Origin of the sequence: Tsuneonella amylolytica, assembly GCF_003626915.1 — a bacterium.
Lineage (GTDB): Bacteria > Pseudomonadota > Alphaproteobacteria > Sphingomonadales > Sphingomonadaceae > Tsuneonella > Tsuneonella amylolytica.
In genome coordinates this window covers 1,479,363-1,501,335 of record NZ_CP032570.1, presented here as the reverse complement: position 1 = coordinate 1,501,335, position 21,973 = coordinate 1,479,363, and the positions used below count along the sequence as shown (strand labels likewise).

Below are 21,973 nucleotides of genomic sequence, written 5' to 3'. Positions count from 1 at the left end.
TGGCGAGCAGGCCATGACGATGGACGCGCTGGCTCGGCTCGAGGCCGCCGTCGACGCTTTTCGCGCGCGCGATTTTGCGCGGGCCGTCGAAGGGCTGCGGCAGGCTGCTGCCGAGGTTCCTGCTGAAGCTATGCCGTGGGAATTGCTGGCCAACGCCGAAGCTGCGACCGGCAATGATCAGGCTGCGATGGCCGCGCTCGATCGGCGACTCGCTCTCGATCCGCGCAACATCGCTGCGTTGCTGCTGAAGGGCCAGTTGCTCGAACGCGAAGGCGACCGGCGGGCGGCGGACGCCAACTATCAGGCAGCGATCAATCAGGAAGCTGCTGGCGGCGCCTGCCCGCCACAGATGCGCGGCGCGCTTGGCCACGCGCGCGCCTTCATCGCGGAAAGCCGGAACCGCTACGCCGAATACTTGCGCGACACGATCGGCGAACCGCCGACCGCCCGGGTGGCGATGGCGCTCGATCTGCTGGCAGGAAACCGGGAGGTGTTCCTGCAGCAGCCTTCGGTGTTCTACTTTCCCGAACTTCCGCAGCGCCAGTTCTTCGAACCAGAAGAGTTCGCCTGGCTCGAGCCGATGCTCGCCGCGCTGCCGGCCATGCAGGCGGAACTGGAAGCGGTCGAAGCGGAGAAGGGCGGCTTCGCCCCTTACGTCGTCGCTCAGCCCAACCGTCCGCTGCCCAACAACCGGCTACTCGACGATCCGGCCTGGAGCGCGTTCTGGTTCTGGCGGCAAGGGGCGATGGTCGATGAGAACGCGGCGCGATGCCCGGCGACGATGGCTGCGCTCGAACATGCACCCATGCCGCGCATCGAAGGAAGGTCGCCGGTCGCGCATTGGTCGCGTCTTCAGCCCGGCGCGCACATCGCGCCGCATCACGGAATGCTCAATACGCGGCTGATCTGCCACATTCCGATCCGGACTGCCCCGGCTTGCGTTCTGCGGGTCGGCAACGAAGTACGCGAATGGCGGGATGGCGTGCCGCTGATCTTCGACGATTCGATCGAGCACGAGGCGCGCAACGGCGGGGACGGGGTGCGCACCGTGCTGCTGTTCGAGATTTGGCGGCCGGAAATCGCCGAGGACGAGCGCGCGGCGCTGACCCAGCTATTCGCGACCATCGCCGCGTACGATGGTTAGGCCGCGCGCTGGAAGCTCGCGGCCTGCGCCAACTGCCAGCATCGCGCGTAGGCGGTCGCATCGGGATCGGCGATCAAAGCGCCGTCTTCGAGGAAGCCGTAGATATCGTCGATCGGCGCGGCACGCGCACTGTCGAGCCGTTCGTTGATGTGGCAGGGGGTGATCTGCCACGGGCTTTCGAGTCCCATCGCCACCACCATTTCGCGCAAGCCGTGCAGTGTCGCCCGCTGGAAGCGTGCGACCCGCTCGGCCTTGTCGGGAACGACCAGCCCGCGCTGGCGCGTGGCGTCCTGCGTGGCGATCCCGGTGGGGCAGGTGTCCTCGTGGCAGCGCATCGACTGCACGCAGCCGAGCGAGAACATGAAGGCGCGGCCCGCGTTGCACCAGTCCGCGCCCAGCCCGAAGTTCATCGCCATGCCGGCGCCCGAGTGGACCTTGCCCGCCGCTGCCAGGCGTATCTCGTCCTTGAGCGATGCCCCGACAAGCGCGTTGCGGACCAGGATCAGCCCCTCGCGCAGCGGCGTGCCGACCCGGTTCGACAGCTCCACCGGCGCGGCGCCCGTTCCGCCCTCGGCCCCGTCGACGACGATGTAGTCGAGGCGGATGCCGGTTTCGCGCATCGCCTTCACGATCGCGAAAACCTCGTGCGGCTGGCCGACACACAGCTTGATCCCGACCGGCTTGCCACCCGACAGATCGCGCAGTTGCGCCGCCCATTCCAGGAGCCCCACCGGCGTGGAGAAGGTCGAATGGGCGGCAGGCGACACGCAGTCCTTGCCCACCGGCACGCCGCGCGCCTCGGCGATTTCCTCGCTGACCTTCGAGGCGGGCAAGACGCCACCATGGCCGGGCTTCGCGCCCTGGCTGAGCTTGATCTCGACCATTTTCACCTGATCGATCTGCGCGGTGTCGGCGAACCGTTCGGGCGAGAACCGACCGTCGTCGTCGCGGCATCCGAAGTAGCCGCTGCCGATCTCCCAAACGAGATCGCCGCCGTGCGACCGGTGATAGCGCGAGAGACCGCCTTCGCCCGTATCGTGGTAGAAATTGCCGGCCGCCGCGCCCTTGTTCAGCGCCATGATCGCATTGGCGGACAGCGAACCGAAACTCATCGCGCTGATGTTGAGCAACGAGGCCGAATAGGGCTTCGCGCACTGGCTGGAGCCGACGTCGCACCGCCATTCTGCGGGCGCCGTCTCGTTCGGGACGATCGAATGGGCCAGCCACTCGTATTCGGCCGAATAGACGTCGAGCTCGGTACCAAATGGATGCGAATCGAGTTCGCCCTTGGCACGGGCATAGACCAGCGCGCGCTCGTCGTGATTGAAGGGGCGGCCTTCGAGGTCGGATTCGACGACGTAGGCGCGGGCGTAGGGACGCAAGTCCTCCATCAGCCATCGTACCCGTGCCAGCAGAGGATAGTTGCGCCGCAGCGTGTGCTCGTCCTGGAAGAAATCCCACACCGCCAGCAAGAGCAGCGGCACCGTGGCGATCAGGCCCCAGCGCCACCAGATCGCGAACACGACCGTCAGGATCAGCAGGATGGCCGGCAGAGCGAACCGCGTCGCGAACCCGTTCGACCAGCGCAATTGCGCCGTGTTGATCACTTGGCGAGATGCTCGGCGAAGAAGGCCTCGGTCCGCGCATCGGCCGTCTGCGCCCCTTCCTCGTCGCGCCGCTCGCCGAACTGCGTGGCGAACCCGTGATCGAGCCCTTCGTAATCGTAGAGCGTGACCTTGGGATGGTCGTCCAGCCCCTCGTGCATCGCCCTCTGCGCGGCTGCGTCAACGAAGCCGTCCGCGGTCGGGATGTGGAGCAGGAGCGGGTGCGCGATCGCGTGGGCCTCGCGCAGCAGATCGGGGATGCCGACCGCATAGTAACCGACAGTGGCATCGACGTCGGTCCGCGCTGCGGTCATGAATGCAAGACGGCCGCCGAGGCAGTATCCCACGGCCCCCACCTTGCCGCCGCCGATCTCGCCTCGCGCCCAGCGAATGGTCGCCTCGATGTCGCGGATGCCTTCATCCTGGTCGAACTCGCCCATGAGGTCGAGGCCGCGCTGCATCTCGGGCGCGATGTCGGGGTCGAGCTCGATGCCGGGCTCGATGCGCCAGAACAGGTCTGGCGCAACGGCCAGGTAGCCTTGTTCGGCCAGGAGATCGCACTTGCGCCGGATGCCCGCATTCACGCCGAAGATTTCTTGGATCACCACGATCGCGGCCATGGCTTCGCCCTCGGGGCGGGCGACATAGGCTGCAAAGCTGTCGTCGCCCGACAGCGTCTGGATAGTGGCGGATGCGGTCATCGAGGTTTTCTCCCGGGTCTTCGTCTGCAATCGTAGGCCTTGCCAAGCGGACCCGGCAAGCCAATGTGTTCACGTGCACAACGGAGAACGCGCGATGAAGGTCCACGTAGAGATCGACTGCACCCCCGAGGAGGCGCGGACCTTCATGGGCCTGCCCGACGTAAACAAGGTGAACGATGTCTATGTCGACGCCGTAACCAAGGTCATGAAGGGCGCCGGCAGCATGGAGAAGCTTCAGGAGTACGCCCAGCAGGTCGCTCCGATGGGCCAGATCGGGCTCAAGATGTTCCAGAACTTCATGGAAGGTGCGGCGGCCGCGAACTCTGCAGGAGCCAAACCCAACAAGCCGGACTGAAGCCGCCTCGCCGCACCAATCGATGGACACGATTTTCGCGCTTTCGAGCGGGTCGCCGCCCGCGGGGATCGCAGTCGTGCGAGTCACCGGCCCGCGCGCTTCCGCTGCTCTCGAGACCCTCGCGGGCCGTTTGCCGGCCGCCCGGCGAGCGACCGCGGCAACTTTGCGGGGCGACGACGGGGAGGTGCTGGACCGGGCGTTGGTCCTCTGGCTGCCGGGGCCGGGGACGGCAACCGGGGAGGATACCGCGGAGCTCCATCTACACGGCGGGCGAGCGGTCGTCGCTGCCGTGGAAACCGCGCTTGCGGCAATCCCGGGCCTGCGAAGGGCCGAGGCCGGAGAATTCACACGACGGGCGTTCGTGAACGGGCGGATCGACCTGTCCGAAGCGGAGGGTCTTGCCGATCTGCTGTCAGCCGAAACCGAATTGCAGCGGCGCGCCGCGATTGCGATGGCAGACGGGGCCCTGTCGCGGTTGGTCGAGGGGTGGCGGGAACGGTTGCTCCATTTGTCGGCAATGGTCGAGGCGGCGCTCGATTTCGACGACGAGGACGATGTCGGCGAGCTTCCATCAGGGTTCGGCGATTCCGTCTCGGCTCTGTTGGGTGAAATCCGAACTTGGTTGGATCGTCCGTGCGCGGAAGCGTTGAAAGAAGGCTTTCGGGTCGTACTGGGCGGCTCGCCAAACGCCGGAAAGTCCAGTCTATTCAATGCCCTGCTCGAGAACGAGGCGGCGATCATCTCCCCCACCCCCGGAACGACCCGGGATGTGCTGGAGCGATCGGTGTCCATAGCGGGCGTGGCATTTACGCTGGTCGATACCGCTGGCGTGCGGGGTGAAACGCCCGACGAGATCGAAGCCTTGGGAATTGCCCGCGCGCGAGAACAGTTCGCACGCGGCGATCTCGTCCTCTGGCTCGGCCCGGAAGGGGAGGGACCTAGGGATGCCTGGGAGATCGATGCAAAGGTCGATGCCACAGGCGACCGCAAGTCCTGTCCGAAAGTTCGCGTTTCGGCGCTGTCCGGCCAGGGTCTCGACGAACTGAAGCTTAGGCTGGTCGACGAGGCACGGCTTGCTCTGCCGCGACCGGGAGAGGCCGCCCTCAACAAGCGCCAGCATGATCTGCTTGGCGATGCCTTCGAAAGTTTGATAGATTGCCGGGCGAATACCGATCTGCTCCTTGTTGCCGAGAACCTGCGAATGGCGCGGGTGGCGTTCGACAAGCTTATCGGAAGAGCGTCGACCGAGGACATGCTCGACACGCTGTTTGGACGGTTTTGTATCGGCAAGTGATGTTCCACGTGGAACAACCGTCGCCCTCAGCCTTTGACCGGCGATTCCGTTCCCGGTATCGGGTCCTGCATGTCGAAATTCGATGTTCTTGTCGTTGGGGGTGGCCACGCCGGTGTCGAGGCCGCCGCAGTCGCGGCCCGGATGGGTGTGCGTGTTGGCCTCGTTACCTTCGATCGCGAGACGGTCGGTGCGATGAGCTGTAACCCGGCCATCGGCGGTCTGGGTAAGGGGCATCTGGTTCGCGAAGTCGACGCGTTCGACGGGATCATCGCGCGCGCTGCCGATGCGGCCGCGATCCATTACCGGATGCTCAATCGATCGAAGGGGAGTGCGGTCTGGGGCCCACGCATCCAGGCGGACCGTCGCTTGTTTAAGGCAGCAGTTCAGCAACTGCTGGCGAAGCAGGGCGATCTCACCATTATCGAGGGAGAAGCGGCAGGGCTTGTGCTGGTAAGCGGTCGGGTTGCCGGTCTCGATCTGGCAGATGGGACACGGCTCGAAGCGCCGCGCGTCGTTCTTTGTACGGGGACCTTCTTGGGCGGTAAGATGTTCCGGGGGGAGGAACGTTTGAGCGGTGGCCGGATCGGTGAGGGCGCGGCGCACCGTCTGGCGGCGCAATTGCGCGACTCCGCCCTGCCGATGGCGCGTTTGAAGACGGGTACGCCGCCCCGCCTCGATGGGCGTTCGATCGATTGGGCGCGACTGGTCGAACAACCGTCGGACATCGAACAATGGACGATGTCGCCGCTCACCGAGCGGAGAGGCAATCCCCAGCTGGCCTGTGCGATCACGCGCACCAACGCCGAGACTCACGCGATCATCCGTGGGGGTCTCGATCGGTCTCCCCTATTCAGTGGCGCGATTGGTGCCGCCGGTCCGCGTTATTGTCCCTCGATCGAGGACAAGATTCACCGCTTCGGAGACAGGGACGGCCATCAGGTGTTCTTGGAACCCGAAGGTCTGAACACACACCTGGTTTATCCGAATGGGATCAGCACCTCGCTCCCGGTGGATATCCAGTTGGCTATGCTGAAAACGTTGGAGGGTCTCGAAGAGGTAGAGATGGTGGTTGCCGGGTACGCGGTCGAATACGATCACATCGATCCCCGCGCTCTCGATCACTCGCTTCAAGTTGGTGCCATTCCGGGATTGTACTGCGCAGGGCAGATCAACGGGACCACGGGCTACGAGGAGGCCGCCGCGCAGGGGCTGGTCGCAGGGCAAGCTGCCGCCGCGGCGATCCAGGGCCAGGCGCCGGCTGCCATGGACCGTTCGAATTCGTACATCGCAGTAATGGTGGACGATCTGACCCTTCATGGGGTCAACGAGCCGTATCGGATGCTAACTTCCCGCGCCGAATATCGACTGAGGCTTCGCGCCAATAACGCGACGACTAGGCTTTCACCTGTTGCCGCAGCTTCGGGTTGTCTTGGGGAGGAGCGAGCCCGGTGGTTTCGAGGTCGGGAAGAACGACGTTCCACGTGGAACAGTTTTGCACGAAGGATGCGGACATCAAATGAGCTGGCAAAACTCGGTATAGATGTTGCCCCCTGCGCGTCGGCGCGGCCGCTCGGCACTTGGTTAGGGCAACTTGAAGCGGATCCTGCGTCTTTCAGGGGAGTTTTTCCGGGGTCGAAACAAAGTGACCACGAATTACTGGACGAAATTGTCGAGGATGCGCGCTACGCTCCATACGTCGCTCGGCAGGACGCGGAAATTCGGGACTTGAAAGCGAGTGGAGCTCTGAAGATTCCGGACGGTCTTGCATATGAGTCCATTCCAGGTCTTTCGAATGAAATGGTCGAGCGACTGAGTGCATCTCGTCCCGCGACGTTGGCCGATGCCGGTCGTATCCGGGGCGTTACCCCAACAGCGCTGGCCGCACTTATGGTGCATTCCAAGAGACTATTGGAAGCATGATTTCTAGCGAGGAAGATGCGCTAACCTTCGTAGGCGAGCACCATAGCGATGCCGTCCAGCGCAAGCTGGCATCGTTCGTCACAGCCCTACAAACAGAGAATAAGAAACAGAACCTCGTATCGGCGCAAAGCCTCAATAGTGTTTGGCAAAGACACATTGTGGACAGCTTGCAACTCGCACGGTTCGTTCCACGTGAAACCCTTGGCCCATGGATCGATCTTGGGACCGGCGCGGGCCTTCCCGGGCTCGTGATGGCCATCGCGCGGGAGGACGCCGAGATCATCCTTGTGGAGTCGAGAGCAAAGCGAATTGAGTGGCTGAAGGGTCAGATTGCTTCTCTCAATTTGCCCAATTGCGTTGTCCGTGGGGCTCGCCTCGAAACACTGGATCCAATTCCCGTTTCGGTGATTTCGGCGCGGGCTTTCGCGCCACTGACTAAACTTGTGCGCCTAGCTGCGCGCTTTTCCACACCCGACACGATATGGTTGTTGCCCAAAGGCCGATCCGCGGCGCAGGAAGTAGCAGAACTACCCCCTCGACTAAGATCGTTGTTCCACGTGGAACAATCGGTCACCGACCCCGATGCGGGGATAATCGTCGGTAAAGGCCTGGAGGCGAAGGCAATATGATTACGATCGCGATCGCCAACCAGAAAGGGGGGGTGGGTAAGACCACAACCGCCATAAACATCGCTACGGCGATGGCAGCGACGGGTTGGAAAACCTTACTGATCGACCTCGATCCTCAGGGTAACGCATCGACGGGCATGGGAGTCGGAACCGCGGATCGGGAGCGCTCCAGTTACGAGCTCCTTGTGGACGGCGCATCTCTGATGGAGTGCATCCAGCCTACTTCAATCCCCGGTCTCGATTTAGTTCCCGCAACGGTCGATCTGTCCGGCGCCGAGGTCGAACTCGTATCCGTCGACGACCGAACTGCAAGGTTGACCAGCGCTTTGGAAGGCCATCGAGGCCACGACATAGCGTTTATCGACTGTCCGCCGTCGCTCGGTCTTCTCACGCTTAACGCGTTGGGTGCAGCCGACACGCTGTTGGTGCCGCTCCAATGCGAATTCTTTGCCCTCGAAGGCCTGAGTCAGCTCCTGCAGACGGTGGAGCGGGTCCAACAGCGTTTCAATTCCGAATTGGGCATCATTGGAATCGTCTTGACCATGTTCGACCGACGTAACCGCTTGACCGATCAGGTCGCCGATGATGTGCGCGATTGCCTGGGTGGGCTCGTATTCGAATCGGTCATTCCGCGAAACGTCCGTCTTTCGGAAGCACCTAGCCATGGCCTACCGGCCCTGGTCTACGATCATAATTGCGCGGGCAGTCGCGCCTACATGGCACTCGCACGCGAGCTGATCGGGCGGCTGCCGGAAGAGAGGAGGGCTGCATGAGCCAACCCACCGATCCGATTCGTTTCTCGATCCCCGAACGGCCGAAGGACGACAGTCGCAAGCGCCTTGGCAAGGGACTGGGTGCGCTCTTGGGCGAAACGCGCCGCGAGGAGCCGCTTGTAAAGGGCGGCGCCGCTGAAACTGAGGAGGGTGGACCCCGTTCAGCGATTGCGCCATCCGGGCTCGCGTCGCTGGCAATCTCCGCGATCGAACCATTGCCGGGCCAGCCGCGAACACGGTTCGACGACGCGGCTCTCGAGGAGCTCGCAGCGTCGATCGCGCAGCGCGGGGTCATCCAGCCTATCATCGTACGTCCGCTCGCGGGCGGGCGATACCAGCTGGTCGCCGGCGAGCGCCGCTGGCGCGCGGCGCAGAAGGCCCGGCTGCATGAAATACCCGCCCTGGTCCGCGATCTCGACGAGCGAGAGGTCAAGGCGCTGGCTCTCATCGAGAACCTGCAACGAGAGGATCTCAACCCGGTCGAAGAGGGCAGGGCGTACCATCGCCTGGCGGAAGGCGAGGGCATGACCCAAGCCGAAATCGCCAAGCTCGTCGACAAGTCGCGCAGCCACGTTGCGAACCTGCAGCGCCTTCTCCAATTACCCGAAGCAGTTCTCGCCATGGTGGAAGACGGGGCTCTTTCGATGGGTCACGCCCGCGCGCTGATCGGCAACGAGCACGCCGCTGAACTGGCGCAACGCGCTGTTCGCGAATCGCTATCCGTCCGCGACGTCGAGAAACTTGCGCGAAGGAATAGCGACCAATCGAAGGAGGAGGGCAGGGGCGGCGCGCGCGCTCTAACCCGATCGGCCCGCGATCCGGTCAAAGATGCCGACATCGCGGCCGTGCAACGCCACCTCGAGGAGTTCCTCGGACTCAACGTGCGGATTAAGACCGATGCAGACCCGCGCTCGGGTGCCGTAACGATCCGCTACCGAACGCTCGATCAACTTGACCTTGTTTGTCAGAGACTTACTGGGGGCGATATTTGAAGCGCCGCCAATCAGGCGTGCGGCAGCCTTAAAGAGCCGGTAAGCAATATCCCCTAGAGGCGCTGGCCAATGGGGGTGATCCGCCTTTCTTGGGTATCGATTCGGCGCTGCGCAATTGCGGCGACGGCGGGACTGTGCGCGTTGACGACCGCGCCCGCCCATGCAGCCGGGAACCGCACGACGAACACCGTTGAAGTCTACGCAACCGTCCTCAGCTCGTGCCGCTTGATCACCAAGCCGCTTGTGTTCGGTACCGCCACGGCTCGCGAGAAAACGAAGCGTGCTTCGGTGAACGTTTCGTTCCGCTGCAGCCCCGGCACGATCTATACGGTCGGCATCGACAACGGCCTCAACTGGGACGGCACGACCCGCCGCATGTGGGGCGGGCAGGCCGAGGGCCAGGTCTGGTACGCCGATTACCGGCTATACCGCGACCCCGCATACCTCCTTCCGTGGGGCATGGGTCCGACCGAACGCCTGGCCGGATTGACGGGCGTGCTCGGCCTCGAGACGATAACGATCTACGGCGAAGCTTCACTGAAGAACGTACGCGAGGCGCCGTACCAGGATACGGTGACGGTGGTCGTTGACTTCTGAGCAAAGGTGATGCGCTTGGGTACGCGCCTCAAACCTTTGTCCACAGCCCTTGGTTAAAAACCATCGGCGCTTTTACCGATCGTTAACCATGAAACCCTAGGTAACTCTGCGTAATGCGACGCAGAAATCCGCGTAACCATTAGCAATTCTGCAACTAGTGCTGGCGCAATGGCCATGACGGCAAGTTTGGAAGCCAGCATTTTTTTGGGGATCTAAGAACCATGCGCAAGATTGCTATCATCGCCGCCGCGGCCACCGCCGCTGTCGCTTCGCCCGCCCTCGCCGCCGGTCAGACCGCCTCGGGCACCGTCGACGTCCTCCTACAGGTCACCAATTCCTGCAGCGTGAAGGCCGAAGCCCTCGCGTTCCCTGCGATCAGCGATTTCACCGCTGCCACCAACGGCAGTTCGCCGACGCTCGTCAACTGCACGCTCAACGCGCCGTACACGGTGTTCGTCGACTACGGCCAGAACGCCGGGTCGACCACGCAGCGGAAGCTGAAGTTCGTCGATGCCTCGAGCGCGACGCACCTCATCAACTACAACGTCTACACCACGACCGCCCGCACCACCGAATGGACCCCGACCACCGGCGTCTCGGGCGTCGGGACCGGTGCCGACCAGCCGATGACCCTGTGGGGCACCGTACCCGCGCAGGCGTCGAAGCCGGCCGGGGGGTACAAGGACCAAGTGGTCGTCACCCTCAACTACTGACCTGATGGAGAGAAGAATGATCCGCCGCGCCAACACCCTGTGCAAGCTCGCGCTCTCCGCGGCGGGCGGATCGTTCTTCCTCGCACCGGCGGCTCTGACGGCCGGCGCCAGCGACATTGGCGTAAACGCGCCGGTGTCGCCGACCGGTGCGGCGCTGAGCATCACGCCGCTCCGCATCGAATTCGACCGTGGCGCCAACGGGGCCACGGTCTATCTCACCAACGAATCGGTGCGCGAGCTAGCGGTGCAGTCCCGCCTCTTCGCCTGGTCGCAGGCGGATGGCGAGGACAAGTACGCGCCGAGCAGTGAACTCACCATTTCTCCGTCCATTTCGATGATCCCGCCGGGTGAAACCCAGATCGTTCGCGTCCTGCGCAAGGGTGCGGGCTCGCCCGGCGAAAAACGGTTCAGGCTGGCTGTCGACCAGTTGCCCGACCCGACCCTAGCGCGCGACGGCCAGGCCGAAGCGCGGATTCGCTTCACTCTGCCGGTGTTCCTCGATCGGGACACGGCCACCCCCGAGCAGCTTGCCTGGCGGGTGCAGGACGATCGCCTCGTGCTCGCCAATACCGGCGGCCGCACGGCGCGCATCGCCAACCTGACGGTGACCGCGGGAGGGCAACCGGTCCAAGTGGGCAGCAACGTGCTCCGCTACGTGCAGGGCAACTCGACGATCGCCTGGCCAATCGAAAGTGGTTGTTCGAAAGGGGCGGTGCGCGTCACCGCGATGATCGACAACCAGACGGTCGATGTCCAGCCCACGTCCGTGTGCAGCTAGGCATCTCCTTGCGCTGATCGCGGCCACCGGCGCCGCTTTCCTCGGGCCCCCGGCCCGCGCGCAGGACGATCCTTTCGCCCTTCCCAAGGACCTGACGGTCCAGAGCGTCGCGCTGAGCGAAGCCGCGCCCGGTCTTTCCGAGATCGTGGTCGACGGGCGTGCTCGCGCGCGCATGGTCTCGCTCAGTGGAACCGGAGACGATATCGCGATCGACGCCGGTGACGCGCGGGCCGCCGGCCTTCCCGTCCCGCAGGGGGTGCAGGGTCCGGTCAAGTTGTCGGACCTCAAGGTGTACGAGTGGCGCTTCGACAAGTTGCGCCAGACACTTTCCGTCGCGCTGTTCCGCAAGAGCGACGGCGGCAACTTCCGCGACCTGACCGCACAGGAGCGCCGCGAAGGACAGAGTTCGCCGCTCCTCGCCCTGCGCATCGATTACGACCTCAACGCCGCCTGGTCGCCAGGCGACAGCGTGCTCGGCGGCTTTGCCGAGGCAACACTCGTCCGCGGCAATCTCGCTGCGTTCACCAGCTTGCGCGCGACCACATCCCCCGGGCCGAGGTCGGACGCGATCCTCCGGCTCGACAGCGCGATCCGTTGGGCTGGAGAACAAAAGGGGATCATCGCAACTGCGGGCGATTTCGTGAGCGCCGGGTCGCAATCGCAACGCGCGGTGCGAATGGGCGGCCTGCAGATCGCCAGCGATTTCGACCTGCGACCCGATCTCGTCACCATTCCGCTGCCGGCCTTCAGCGGCCAGGTCGCGGTACCGACGACCCTCGACATCGTGGGTGCAGACCGGCGCTACGAAGTCGGCAAGATCGAACCCGGTGAATTCACGGTTCGCAACATTCCGGTCGCACCGGGACGGGGCGAGCTGTCGGTTGTGCTGCGCGACACTTTGGGGCGCGAGACGATCCAGACCGCGCGGTTCTACAACTCGCGCGATCTCCTGGCCCCGACGACGACCGGATACGCAGTCAATGCGGGTTTCGTCCGGCGACGGTATGGCGAACGCAGCAACGACTACGGACAACTCGCCGCCTCCGCATATGTCAGGCGGGGGATTTCGTCCGTCCTGACCGTGGAGGGAAGCGGGGAGTGGACCGCCGGCCTGCTCAATGCAGGCGTGCGCGCCGATTTCGTCGTCGGCGGTTTCGCCAAGGCCATGGTCGAGGCTCGGTACAGCCGTGACGGGGGAGCTACGAGCGGCACTTTGCTGTCCGCGACTGTCGAATCGGTCGGGCCCCGCCTCGCGCTGGCGGCCGGTGCCGTCGTGCCGTCCGCCGGCTATCGCGACGTAGCGACGAAGCTTGGCGACCCGGTGCTCAACCGGCGTTACTTCGCCAACGCCTCCTACCGGCTGGGTGCACAGGCGCAGGCGCAACTTTCCTTCGTTCGTGAAGAAAGTCGCGCCGACCGCTTTCGTCTTAGCCGACCGCGTCAGACCAACTCCGCTCGCGCGAATTTCGAGACCCAGGTCAGCAATCGTCTGCGGATGTATACCTCGGCGGGATATCGCTGGGGCTCGGGCGAACGCGACTTCGCCGCATCGATCGGCCTGTCGTTCAACATCGGGCCGGAGCGCCACGCGGCGGCATTCGTAACGCACAACGGCGGGCGCACGAGCGGGGGCGCGACCTTCCAGAAGGACGACCTGCGCGAAGGAGACTTTGGCTACCGGGCCACCGCCAGCCTGTCCGAGAACACGCACCGCCTGGGCGGCGAACTCTCGTGGCGGCAACGCGGTTTCCGGCTGGTGGGGCAGGCCGAGGAAGTGAACGGCCAGATCGCCGCGCGCGCGAACATGCGCGGATCGCTGATCGTGGCCGGTGGCGGGGTATTCGCGCGCAATACCGCGGGATCGAGCCTTGCACTTGTGCGGACCGGTGAGGTGGGCGGCGTGCCGATCACGTACGAGAACAGGCTGGTCGGCTACACCGACAAGAACGGGCGGCTGCTCATCCAGAATGTCGCGGCCCAGGCCGGGGTGCGGATCGACGTGGATGCCGACAAGCTGCCCGTCGACGCGCTGGTCCGCTCGACGGAAAAGATCATCCGGGTTGCCCGGCGCTCGGTCGCGCTGGTGCAGATCGATGCCGTGCGGTTCGTGCCCGTGCTCCGCGCGCTGGTGGATCCGACCGGCAACGCCCTTCCGGCGGGCCTGCCGGTGCGCGCGCAGCCCTCGGGCGATCTGGGCCTGACGGGATTCGACGGCATGGTCGAGCTCAACGCCGGCGCGCGCGAGAAGCGGCTGATCGTCGGCCGGCCGGGTTCGGCCTGCGTCGTCGAACTGGCCGGTATCGACCTCGAGAAGGACGACGCTGCGCCACTCGTCTGCACGCCGCGAGCGATCGCGGCGGAGGGTGATGCGTCCTATACAGCGGTCGAGGGATCGCGCGCAAAGGATCGCTCGCGCGGCGACCGGCGTAGGGCGCCTGCCATCGCCGCGCGGAATTGATCGCGCCCTACTTGCTGTAACGGATGCGCTTGTCGGAAACCGTTTTCGTATGGCGGACCGGCGCCGGGTGGTGGACCGCCTTCGTCCGTGTGCGCTGGATCGTGCGGGCGCGGACCGGCACGTCGACCCATTCCTCGGTCACGGTTTCGCGCACGACCTGCTGCTGGGGCACCGCCACGAGAACGGGTACGTAAGCGACGCCGCCGTATCCGTATTCATAGCCGTAATTGTATCCGTACCCGTAACCGCCGGCCGCGCCGTAGCCCGGGTATCCTGCACTGTAGGCATATCCGTGTGCGCCGAAGCCGCCGCCCATGTAGCGGTCGAGATACCACGAGCATTCGTCGCTGCGCTTGATCTTGCCGGCCGCCCCGATCGCGGCGCCGATGGCAAGGCCGGCGAGTCCGCCGACGCCCGCACCGATCAGGGTCCCCGCGAGACGTTCGCTGTCGTAAGCCCGGTTGCCGATCACGCCCCCGGCCACGGCGCCGAGCAGGCCCGTGATCACGCTTGCGCGTTCCTCGCGCTTGCTGAGGCCGCGGGTGCGCGCCTGGCAGTCGTCGAGCCATGCCGAGCGATCGAACCGCGGCCCGGCAGCGGCAGGGTAAGGCGCGGGATATGAACCGGGGCCGGGAACGCCCGCGTGCGGATAGGGAGAAGGGTAGGGTACGGCCGGCGGCGGGGGGGGCGGAAGCGGCAGCGCCGCGCCCGCGTCGTACCACTCCATTGTCGCCTGCCCGGCGGGCTGCATGACGGGCGCGCCGGCAACGACCGCGCCAGCCGGAACCGCATACTGATAGGGCACCGCCGGATCCGGGCCGTTCTGCGCGAAGGCGGGCGCCGATAAGATAAGGCCGGCGGACGCGATCGCGGCAGGGACAAGTCGAGCGGGGCGAAGGCGAGTAGCGGTCATGCAGATTTCCCTGTTCTGTGCCCGCCGACCGACGAGTATCTGACCCGAGTCGCCGCGCGTTAAAGGAAAATTTAGCATCGCCGCCCGCGCCCGCCCAAGAAGGGAGCGCGGCGCTGTCCCGAAACGGGTCGTTCCGCGTCGCTTCGGGAACTAGATGCGGGTCGCCAGCATCGCAGCCAACGCCTCGATCCCTGCTGCATCTTCGCCATCGAAGCGCGCGAGGTGGGGGCTGTCGAGATCGATCACCGCAATTACATCCCCGTCGCGGATCACCGGCACGACGAGTTCGCTGCGGCTTGCCGCGTCGCAGGCGATGTGTCCGGGGAAGGCGTGGACGTCCTCGACAAGCTGGGTTTCGCCGCTCGCCGCAGCCGCTCCGCAGACCCCGCTCCCGAAAGGAATGCGAATGCACGCGGGCCGACCTGCGAACGGACCGAGCACGAGCCCGCCGTCTACCATCCGGTAGAACCCCGCCCAGTTGAGACCGGGCACATACTCCCACATTAGGGCCGCAACGTTGGCCATGTTGGCGATCCCATCCGGTTCGCCATCGGTCAAAGCGGCGGCGGCATCGTGCAGCTGGCGGTACAGCTCGGGCTTCGCCAGTTCGGCGTCGGGGCGGAAGTCGTACATCGCGGCCCGCCCTAGCGCACCGCGCCGTTGCCGCAAGCGCCGCACGCGCCTAATGCTTGGGACATGACCACCGGCCGCAAGATCCTCGTCGGTGTCCTCGTGGCGATCCTCCTGCTCGTCGGCGTGGTCACCTATCTCCTCCAGCCCGACGAAGCCAAACAGCCGATCGGCACCCTGACCGGGACCGACCCGACGCTGCTGCGGCCGCGCTACGAGACCATTCCCACGGTCGGTATCGCCGAACCGGTGGGTTGGAAGGCCAACGAAGTCCCCGTCGCCGCGCAGGGCCTCGCGGTCACGCGCTTTGCCGACGGGCTCGACCATCCGCGCACGATGCACGTCATGCCGAACGGAGACGTTCTCGTCGCGCTGACCAACGGCCCTGCGGGCCGGGGCCCGGGCGGCATCACCGGGCTCGTGATGGGCTGGCTGTTCGAGAAAGCCGGTGCTGCCGCACCGTCCGCGAATGCGATCGCCGTTCTGCGCGACGCCAACGGCGACGGAAAGGCCGAGCGGGTCGCGACGCTGACCAACGCGGCGCTGTCCTCGCCCTCGGGCATGGCGTGGAAGGACGGCACGCTCTACGTCGCCAACCACGATGCGCTGCTGGCTTTCCCGTATAAGGAAGGCGCCACCGCGCTGACCGGCACACCCCGCAAGCTGATGGACCTGCCCGCAGCGGGCAACCATTGGATGCGCAACATCCTCCTCTCGCCCGACGGGACCCACATCTATGTCGCGGTCGGATCGGCGTCCAACGTCGGCGAACAGGGCATGGACGTGGAGGAAGGCCGCGCGGCGATCTGGGACTACAACCTCGAAACCAACCGCCAGCGCCAGTTCGCGGGCGGCCTGCGCAATCCCAACGGCCTTGCGATCAGCCCCTGGAGCGGGGAATTGTGGACTACGGTCAACGAGCGCGACATGCTCGGCAGCGACCTGGTTCCCGATTACCTGACCAATGTGCCGATCGGCGCGCAGTATGGCTGGCCGTGGGTCTGGTGGCGCGACAACTTCGACGACCGCGTCGATGCGCCGACACCGGGCTGGTTCAATCCCGAATACATCCGCCTGCCGCGCTACGCTCTCGGGCCGCATGTCGCCGCGCTCGGCCTTGCCTTCACGGGCAACGGATCCACGCTGGGCGACCGGTTCGCGAGCGGCGCGGTGATTGCGCGCCACGGGTCATGGAACCGGGAGCCCAAGTCGGGCTACGACGTGATCTACGTGCCGTTCGATGCGCGCGGCAATCCGACGGGCGAACCGATCCCGGTCCTTACCGGCTTCTTGTCGAAGGACGGCGAGACCACGAAGGGCCGCCCGACCTGGGTCGCATTCGCCAACGACGGCTCGCTGCTCGTCACCGACGATACCGCGGGCATCGTGTGGCGCGTCACCGCTCCAGGCGCGGCCCCTTCCCCGGCGATCGAGCGCGTCACCGGCGCCCGGCTGCCGCCGAAGCGCGAACTGCGCGGGCAGGAAGCGACCTTCGGGGCGGAGGATTACGCCCGCGTCACCAACGAGGACTGAGGGCTTTCTAGAACGCGCGGCCGGCGCGGCCGGCGAGCTCGGTGACGAACTGCCACGCCGTGCGCCCCGACCGCGCGCCGCGTCGCCGCGACCATTCGAGCGCTTCGCTTGCGTCCCACGCAAGCCCGAGCGAATCGGCGTAGGCGGCGACGATGGCCAGGTAATCGTCCTGCGATGCGGCGTGAAAGCCGACCGATAGCCCAAAGCGGTCGGACAGCGCCTGCAGGTCGTCCAGTGCGTCGCGCGGGTTCACCGGATCATCCTGGTCCGACAAGCGCTTCGGGACGAGCGACCGTAGGTTGCTGGTGACGGCCAGACGCACGTTGACTGGTCGCGCCTCTACACCGCCTTCCAGCCAAGACCGAAGCTGGCGGGGGCCGGCGCTGTCCCCGTCGGCAAAACCGAGGTCGTCGAGGTAGACAAGGAAGTTGCGGGATACACCTTCCAGCGCGGAGAAGAGCGTGGGCAGGCTCGCGAGCGCATGCGGTGCGACCTGCACCAGCGCCAGGTCGCCACCGCTATCCGCCGCCGCCGCACGTGACGCAGCCCGGACGAGCGCGCTCTTCCCCATTCCGCGCGCGCCCCACAGCAACATGTCATGCGCCGCATGGCCGGCGGCAAGCCGGGCGACGTTGCCGACGACGGTGTCCTTCTGCCGGTCGATGCCGCGCAGTTGGTCGAGCGCAGGCGCTTCGATGGCGGGCACTGGACGCGCTGCTGCACCGTCCCACACGTAGGCGGGGGCAGCGGTCCAGTCGACAGGCGGCGCTGACGGCGGCGCGATCCGTTCGAGCGCTGCGGCGATGCGTTCGCCAAGTCGCTCGAACGCCTCGGACTGCGCGGCCCTATCGCTCATCCGGCGAGCTGCTCGGCCGTGAGTTCGTACAGTAGGCCCGACCCGCCCCGGGCCGATGCGACGAGACCCAGAGCCTCGGGTACGATCTGCTCGGCGAAATAGCGCGCGGTGACCGGCTTGGTCGTGGCGAGCGCGGGGACTTCGCCGGCTTCGACCGCGCGTGCCTGTCGCTGCAACTGCCAACCCGCGACTGCGACCGCGCACATCGTGGTGAACGGCACCGATCCCGCCAGCCGGTCGTCGAGCGAAGCCTCGCCGCGCATCCATTGCGCCGTCGCGCGGCATTCGGCGGCCAGATCGCGCAGCGCGCCATCCGTTTCGCGCTCGACGTCGCCGAGCAGGCGATCCAGCGCCTCGCCGCCTTCGAGCCCCAGTTTGCGGGTGACGAGATCGGCCGCCTGAATGCCGTTGGTGCCTTCGTAGATCGGGGCGATCCGCGCATCGCGGTAGTGCTGGGCGGCACCGGTTTCCTCGACATAGCCCATGCCCCCGTGGACCTGCACGCCGAGGCTCGCGACTTCGACCCCTATGTCGGTGCCCCAGGCCTTCAGCATCGGCACCAGGCATTCGCCGCGCGCCGCGGCGGAGGCATCGCCCAGCGTGCCCCGGTCGACCTGACCCGCCGTGTAATACAGCAGGGCGCGCGTAGCTTCCGTCAGCGCCTTCATCCGCAGCAGCATCCGCCGCACGTCGGGATGGTCGGCGATCGCGATGGCTGCGCGGTCGGCGGCACCGGCGCGCGCGCTCTGCACGCGGTCGCGGGCGTAGGCCATCGCCGCCTGCGTCGCGCGTTCGGCGATCTGCACGCCCTGGTTACCGACATTGATCCGCGCGTTGTTCATCATCGTGAACATCGCCATCAGCCCGCGGTGTTCCGCCCCGACGATTTCGCCGATGCATTCGTTGTTGTCGCCGTAGGACATGATGCAGGTGGGTGACGCGTTGATGCCGAGCTTGTGCTCTAGGCTGACCGCGCGAAGGTCGTTGCGCGGGCCCAGGCTGCCGTCGGATTTCACATGGTACTTGGGCACCACGAACAGCGAGATGCCGCGGCTGCCCTCGGGCGCATCGGGCAGGCGGGCGAGCACGAGGTGGATGATGTTTTCGGCGAGTTCGTGATCGCCCCAGGTGATGAAGATCTTGGTGCCAGCGATCCGGTACTTGCCGGCGTGCTCGCCATCGATAACCGGGGTGGCCGTCGCGCGCAGGGCTCCGAGATCGCTGCCGGCCTGCGGTTCGGTAAGGTTCATCGTACCGGACCATTCGCCGCTGATCATCTTGGGCAGATATGTTGCCTTCTGGTCGGCCGAACCATGCTGCTCGAGTGCATCGATCGCGCCTGTCGTGAGCATCGGTAACAGGTTGAACGCGTAGTTCGCGGTGCCGAGGTTCTCGAGCACGTTGCATCCCAGCGCGAAGGGCAAACCCTGACCACCGAAATCCGCCGGCCCGGCGATCGCGTTCCAGCCCTGCTCGACGTAGTGCGCGTATGCGTCGGCGAACCCGTCGGGCAGGCGGACGACGCCGTTCTCCAGCTTGGCGCCTTCGGTGTCGCCGATCCGGTTGAGCGGTGCCCATTCGCCCGCTGCGAACGCGCCGATGCCTTCGACGATCGCTTCGACCATATCGGGTTCGGAGGCGGCGAACCGTTCGCTTTGCGCGAGTTCGCCGATGCCGGCGTTGACCGACAGGGCAAGCAACTGGTCGGCGGTGGCGGGACGGTACACGGGGGCATTCTCCTTCTCGGGCGACTTGCCGGAGTTGTCCATCGCTTATAGCGCGTGGGGATGGACGGCAAATACGCTACGGAAACGCTCGCCGCGGACGATTCGGGAATCGCACGGGCCGCTTCGATACTCGCGTCCGGCGGGCTCGTCGCGGTGCCGACCGAAACCGTCTACGGCCTTGCCGCCCGGGCCGACGACGCCGCCGCGGTGGCGCATATCTACGAGGCGAAGGGCCGGCCCGGTTTCAATCCGCTGATCGTCCATGTTCGCAGCCGGGCCGAGGCCGAAGCGTTCGCGACACTCCCGCCGGGGGCCGACGTCGTGATGGCGCAGGCGTGGCCCGGGCCCTTGACGTTGGTGTGCCCCTTGAGGGTCGGTGCCGGTCTCGCGCCCGCGGTGACTGCGGGTCTCGACACCGTCGCGCTACGATGTCCGGCGCATCCGGTGATGCGGGCCGTGCTGGATGCTTGCGAACTGCCGCTCGCCGCTCCGTCGGCCAATCGCAGCGGCTTCGTCAGTCCGACGAGTGCGGCGCACGTGCTCGCGACGCTCGACGGCCGGATCGATGCGGTGATCGACGACGGGTCGGCTTGCCCCGGCGGAATCGAATCGACGATCCTCGCCATCCGTGCCGATGGAGCGTGGGACGAATTGCGCCCGGGCCCGGTGGACCTGTCGGGACTCCGCCGCTTTCTCCGGCCGGAGAGCGACGCACCTGTCGGGCGCGGGGATGCGGGGATCGAAGCACCCGGGCAACTCGCCAGCCACTATGCGCCGGGCAAACCGGTCCGGCTGGGCGCGCGATCGGCGCGGGAAGGCGAGTTCATAATCGGGTTCGGCGAGATCGCAGGGGACACGACCCTTTCGGCAACTGGCGATCCGGTCGAAGCGGCGTCGCGGCTCTACGCCTGTCTCCATCTGGCGGCGGCATCGCCCAAGTCCCGGATCGCAATTGCGCCGGTACCGGATGCCGGTATCGGGCGGGCAATCAACGACCGGTTGCGGCGCGCGGCCGCCTGACCGATCCTTAGCGGCCGGGCGCGTAAGGGACTTGCGGCAACATGACCTTGATCTCGGCATTCACGGCCGACAGCTCGTCGCAGGCGCGGTGATCGCGGTCCGAGATGCACTTCTTTTCGAGCTTGTCGCGCTGGCGCTGCAGTTCGCCGAGGCGCTGCTCGCGCTTGCGGAGTTCGCGGCCGCGCTTCTCGTCGGCTTCGGACTGGCTGGTGGTCGCCAAGTCGACCGCCTTCGAAGCGACTTTCACCGGCGCCGTCGCGACGTCCACCAAGGTACTGGCGATGCACCCCGACAGGGCGAAGGCCAGCAGGGGGGCAAGATAGGGTGTAGGGCCGCGCATCGGTTGCAATCCTTCGATCGATGCGCAGCCCTACGGGGGACACCGTTGCCGGTCGATGAATTATTGCGGTGTTGCCGGCGGCGACGGGGCGGGCGGGGGCGTGGGGGCGACGGGCGGGGTCTCGCTCGAGTTTCCGGCGCCGCGCGCATCGTCCCGGACTGTTCCGCGTTCGCAGGTCAGCGTACCCGACCCCATCGACTTGATGGTGCAGCGCGCCGATCCGGTGACGGTGACGTCGCCCGAACCCATGATCGTGGCCTCGACCGTACCGTCCGATGCGAACGCCGCATCGCCCGAGCCGGCGATCGTGACTTCGGCGCTCTTCGCGTTCAGACCAGCCATGTCGGCGGTGCCGGACCCGGCGACGGTGAGGTCCAGCGCATCGGCGGTACCGGCCGCGCGGTAAGTGCCCGACCCGGCGATGGTGACTTCGAGCTTGGAGGCGGCGACCCGTGCGGTGCGCGCAGTCCCGCTGCCGGCGATGACGACTTCGGGCTTGCCGGCCAGCGACGCGGCCTCGATCGAGCCAGATCCGGCCAAGGTTATCTTTTCGAGGCCCGGCATCGTGACGGTCACGGTGGCCTTCCCACGGTCGTTCGAACCGTTTTGACGCATGATGCCGAGCGTATCGTCATCCAGCGTGAAGCGGAGCGCTGCGACCGCTTGCGGGTCGCCCGAGACATCGATCGAAAGCGTCCCGCCATCCTTCACCACGACGCTGTCGGGTCCGGCGAGAACGATCCCGGTCGGCGTCTTGCCTGCAGTGTCCAGTTCCGACAGCGGCACACCCTTGTCGCCGTTGATCGTAACTTTGCCGTTGCATGCGCCCGCGCCGAGCGCGGCGGCCATGGCGACGACGGGGGCAACGCCCCTGAAGATTCGATTGAACATGGTCGGGGCCTTTCCTCGTTATCCGTATTGGCGATCTAATACAGCAAGACCCCGCGGGCAATGGCCGCCGGTCGGTTCGCGCATGTCGCTCGTCGATGCAGCGCG

At 66.0% G+C, this 21,973-nt stretch carries 21 protein-coding genes; 13 read left to right on the top strand and 8 right to left on the bottom strand.

Going from position 1 to position 21,973, the window contains the following annotated elements; translation table 11 throughout:
• The first annotated feature begins 13 nt into the window (after nt 1-13).
• Entirely contained in the window at nt 14-1,144 is a 1,131-nt protein-coding gene (locus D4766_RS07340; protein ID WP_120716867.1) for an aspartyl/asparaginyl beta-hydroxylase domain-containing protein, read from the top strand.
• On the opposite strand, the gene D4766_RS07335 is transcribed toward D4766_RS07340, so the two are convergent.
• The gene (locus tag D4766_RS07335) at nt 1,141-2,667 is read right to left on the bottom strand and encodes an FMN-binding glutamate synthase family protein (RefSeq protein WP_234024934.1); all 1,527 of its coding nucleotides are present in this window, start codon (nt 2,665-2,667) and stop codon (nt 1,141-1,143) included. The genes D4766_RS07340 and D4766_RS07335 overlap by 4 nt on opposite strands.
• A gap of 80 nt (nt 2,668-2,747) precedes the next feature.
• Nucleotides 2,748-3,449 (bottom strand): dienelactone hydrolase family protein, encoded by a 702-nt coding sequence (locus D4766_RS07330; RefSeq protein WP_120716865.1) that lies wholly within the window; start codon nt 3,447-3,449, stop codon nt 2,748-2,750.
• Between the two features lie 94 nt (nt 3,450-3,543).
• Between D4766_RS07330 and D4766_RS07325 the strand changes: the two genes are divergently transcribed.
• From D4766_RS07325 to D4766_RS07280, 10 genes are all read left to right on the top strand, one after another.
• The gene (locus tag D4766_RS07325) at nt 3,544-3,804 is read left to right on the top strand and encodes a DUF6489 family protein (RefSeq protein WP_120718119.1); all 261 of its coding nucleotides are present in this window, start codon (nt 3,544-3,546) and stop codon (nt 3,802-3,804) included.
• Nucleotides 3,805-3,826: 22 nt separating this feature from the next.
• On the top strand, nt 3,827-5,098 hold the full coding sequence (gene mnmE, locus D4766_RS07320) for a tRNA uridine-5-carboxymethylaminomethyl(34) synthesis GTPase MnmE (protein WP_120716864.1): 1,272 nt from the start codon (nt 3,827-3,829) through the stop codon (nt 5,096-5,098).
• A gap of 69 nt (nt 5,099-5,167) precedes the next feature.
• Complete coding sequence (gene mnmG, locus D4766_RS07315; RefSeq protein WP_120716863.1) at nt 5,168-7,018, top strand: tRNA uridine-5-carboxymethylaminomethyl(34) synthesis enzyme MnmG; 1,851 nt, start codon at nt 5,168-5,170, stop codon at nt 7,016-7,018.
• Entirely contained in the window at nt 7,015-7,647 is a 633-nt protein-coding gene (rsmG, locus tag D4766_RS07310; protein WP_120716862.1) for a 16S rRNA (guanine(527)-N(7))-methyltransferase RsmG, read from the top strand. The genes mnmG and rsmG overlap by 4 nt, the downstream gene beginning before the upstream one ends.
• Nucleotides 7,644-8,420 (top strand): ParA family protein, encoded by a 777-nt coding sequence (locus D4766_RS07305; protein ID WP_120716861.1) that lies wholly within the window; start codon nt 7,644-7,646, stop codon nt 8,418-8,420. The genes rsmG and D4766_RS07305 overlap by 4 nt, the downstream gene beginning before the upstream one ends.
• Nucleotides 8,417-9,412, top strand: a complete 996-nt coding sequence (locus tag D4766_RS07300; protein WP_120716860.1) for a ParB/RepB/Spo0J family partition protein — start codon at nt 8,417-8,419, stop codon at nt 9,410-9,412. The genes D4766_RS07305 and D4766_RS07300 overlap by 4 nt, the downstream gene beginning before the upstream one ends.
• Nucleotides 9,413-9,481: 69 nt before the next feature.
• A complete protein-coding gene (locus D4766_RS07295; RefSeq protein WP_120716859.1) occupies nt 9,482-10,009 on the top strand; it encodes a Csu type fimbrial protein in 528 nt (175 codons plus the stop codon).
• A gap of 221 nt (nt 10,010-10,230) precedes the next feature.
• Nucleotides 10,231-10,722, top strand: coding sequence for a Csu type fimbrial protein (locus D4766_RS07290; RefSeq protein ID WP_120716858.1), 492 nt, complete (start codon nt 10,231-10,233; stop codon nt 10,720-10,722).
• A gap of 16 nt (nt 10,723-10,738) precedes the next feature.
• On the top strand, nt 10,739-11,500 hold the full coding sequence (locus D4766_RS07285; protein ID WP_162935698.1) for a fimbrial biogenesis chaperone: 762 nt from the start codon (nt 10,739-10,741) through the stop codon (nt 11,498-11,500).
• Nucleotides 11,472-13,958 carry a fimbria/pilus outer membrane usher protein gene (locus D4766_RS07280; protein WP_120716856.1) on the top strand — a complete coding sequence of 829 codons (2,487 nt, stop codon included), beginning with the start codon at nt 11,472-11,474 and terminating at the stop codon, nt 13,956-13,958. The genes D4766_RS07285 and D4766_RS07280 overlap by 29 nt, the downstream gene beginning before the upstream one ends.
• 7 nt (nt 13,959-13,965) lie before the next feature.
• On the opposite strand, the gene D4766_RS07275 is transcribed toward D4766_RS07280, so the two are convergent.
• Together D4766_RS07275 and msrC are read right to left on the bottom strand one after the other, a co-directional pair.
• Nucleotides 13,966-14,871, bottom strand: a complete 906-nt coding sequence (locus tag D4766_RS07275) for a glycine zipper 2TM domain-containing protein (RefSeq protein WP_194955748.1) — start codon at nt 14,869-14,871, stop codon at nt 13,966-13,968.
• A gap of 150 nt (nt 14,872-15,021) precedes the next feature.
• Nucleotides 15,022-15,504: a free L-methionine (R)-S-oxide reductase MsrC gene (gene msrC / locus D4766_RS07270; protein ID WP_120716854.1), complete on the bottom strand. Its 483-nt coding sequence runs from the start codon at nt 15,502-15,504 to the stop codon at nt 15,022-15,024.
• A gap of 63 nt (nt 15,505-15,567) precedes the next feature.
• Between msrC and D4766_RS07265 the strand changes: the two genes are divergently transcribed.
• Nucleotides 15,568-17,034, top strand: coding sequence for a PQQ-dependent sugar dehydrogenase (locus D4766_RS07265; protein WP_120716853.1), 1,467 nt, complete (start codon nt 15,568-15,570; stop codon nt 17,032-17,034).
• Between the two features lie 7 nt (nt 17,035-17,041).
• On the opposite strand, the gene D4766_RS07260 is transcribed toward D4766_RS07265, so the two are convergent.
• Both D4766_RS07260 and D4766_RS07255 read right to left on the bottom strand, forming a co-directional pair.
• On the bottom strand, nt 17,042-17,890 hold the full coding sequence (locus D4766_RS07260; protein ID WP_120716852.1) for a DUF815 domain-containing protein: 849 nt from the start codon (nt 17,888-17,890) through the stop codon (nt 17,042-17,044).
• Nucleotides 17,887-19,659 carry an acyl-CoA dehydrogenase family protein gene (locus D4766_RS07255; protein WP_120716851.1) on the bottom strand — a complete coding sequence of 591 codons (1,773 nt, stop codon included), beginning with the start codon at nt 19,657-19,659 and terminating at the stop codon, nt 17,887-17,889. The genes D4766_RS07260 and D4766_RS07255 overlap by 4 nt, the downstream gene beginning before the upstream one ends.
• Before the next feature lie 18 nt (nt 19,660-19,677).
• On the opposite strand from D4766_RS07255, the gene D4766_RS07250 reads away from it, so the two are divergent.
• The gene (locus D4766_RS07250; protein WP_120716850.1) at nt 19,678-20,637 is read left to right on the top strand and encodes an L-threonylcarbamoyladenylate synthase; all 960 of its coding nucleotides are present in this window, start codon (nt 19,678-19,680) and stop codon (nt 20,635-20,637) included.
• A 7-nt stretch (nt 20,638-20,644) separates the two neighbouring features.
• Here the strand turns inward: D4766_RS07250 and D4766_RS07245 are convergent, their stop codons facing one another.
• Nucleotides 20,645-20,977: a hypothetical protein gene (locus D4766_RS07245; RefSeq protein ID WP_120716849.1), complete on the bottom strand. Its 333-nt coding sequence runs from the start codon at nt 20,975-20,977 to the stop codon at nt 20,645-20,647.
• A 60-nt stretch (nt 20,978-21,037) separates the two neighbouring features.
• The gene (locus tag D4766_RS07240) at nt 21,038-21,868 is read right to left on the bottom strand and encodes a head GIN domain-containing protein (RefSeq protein ID WP_120716848.1); all 831 of its coding nucleotides are present in this window, start codon (nt 21,866-21,868) and stop codon (nt 21,038-21,040) included.
• Between the last annotated feature and the right edge of the window lie 105 nt (nt 21,869-21,973).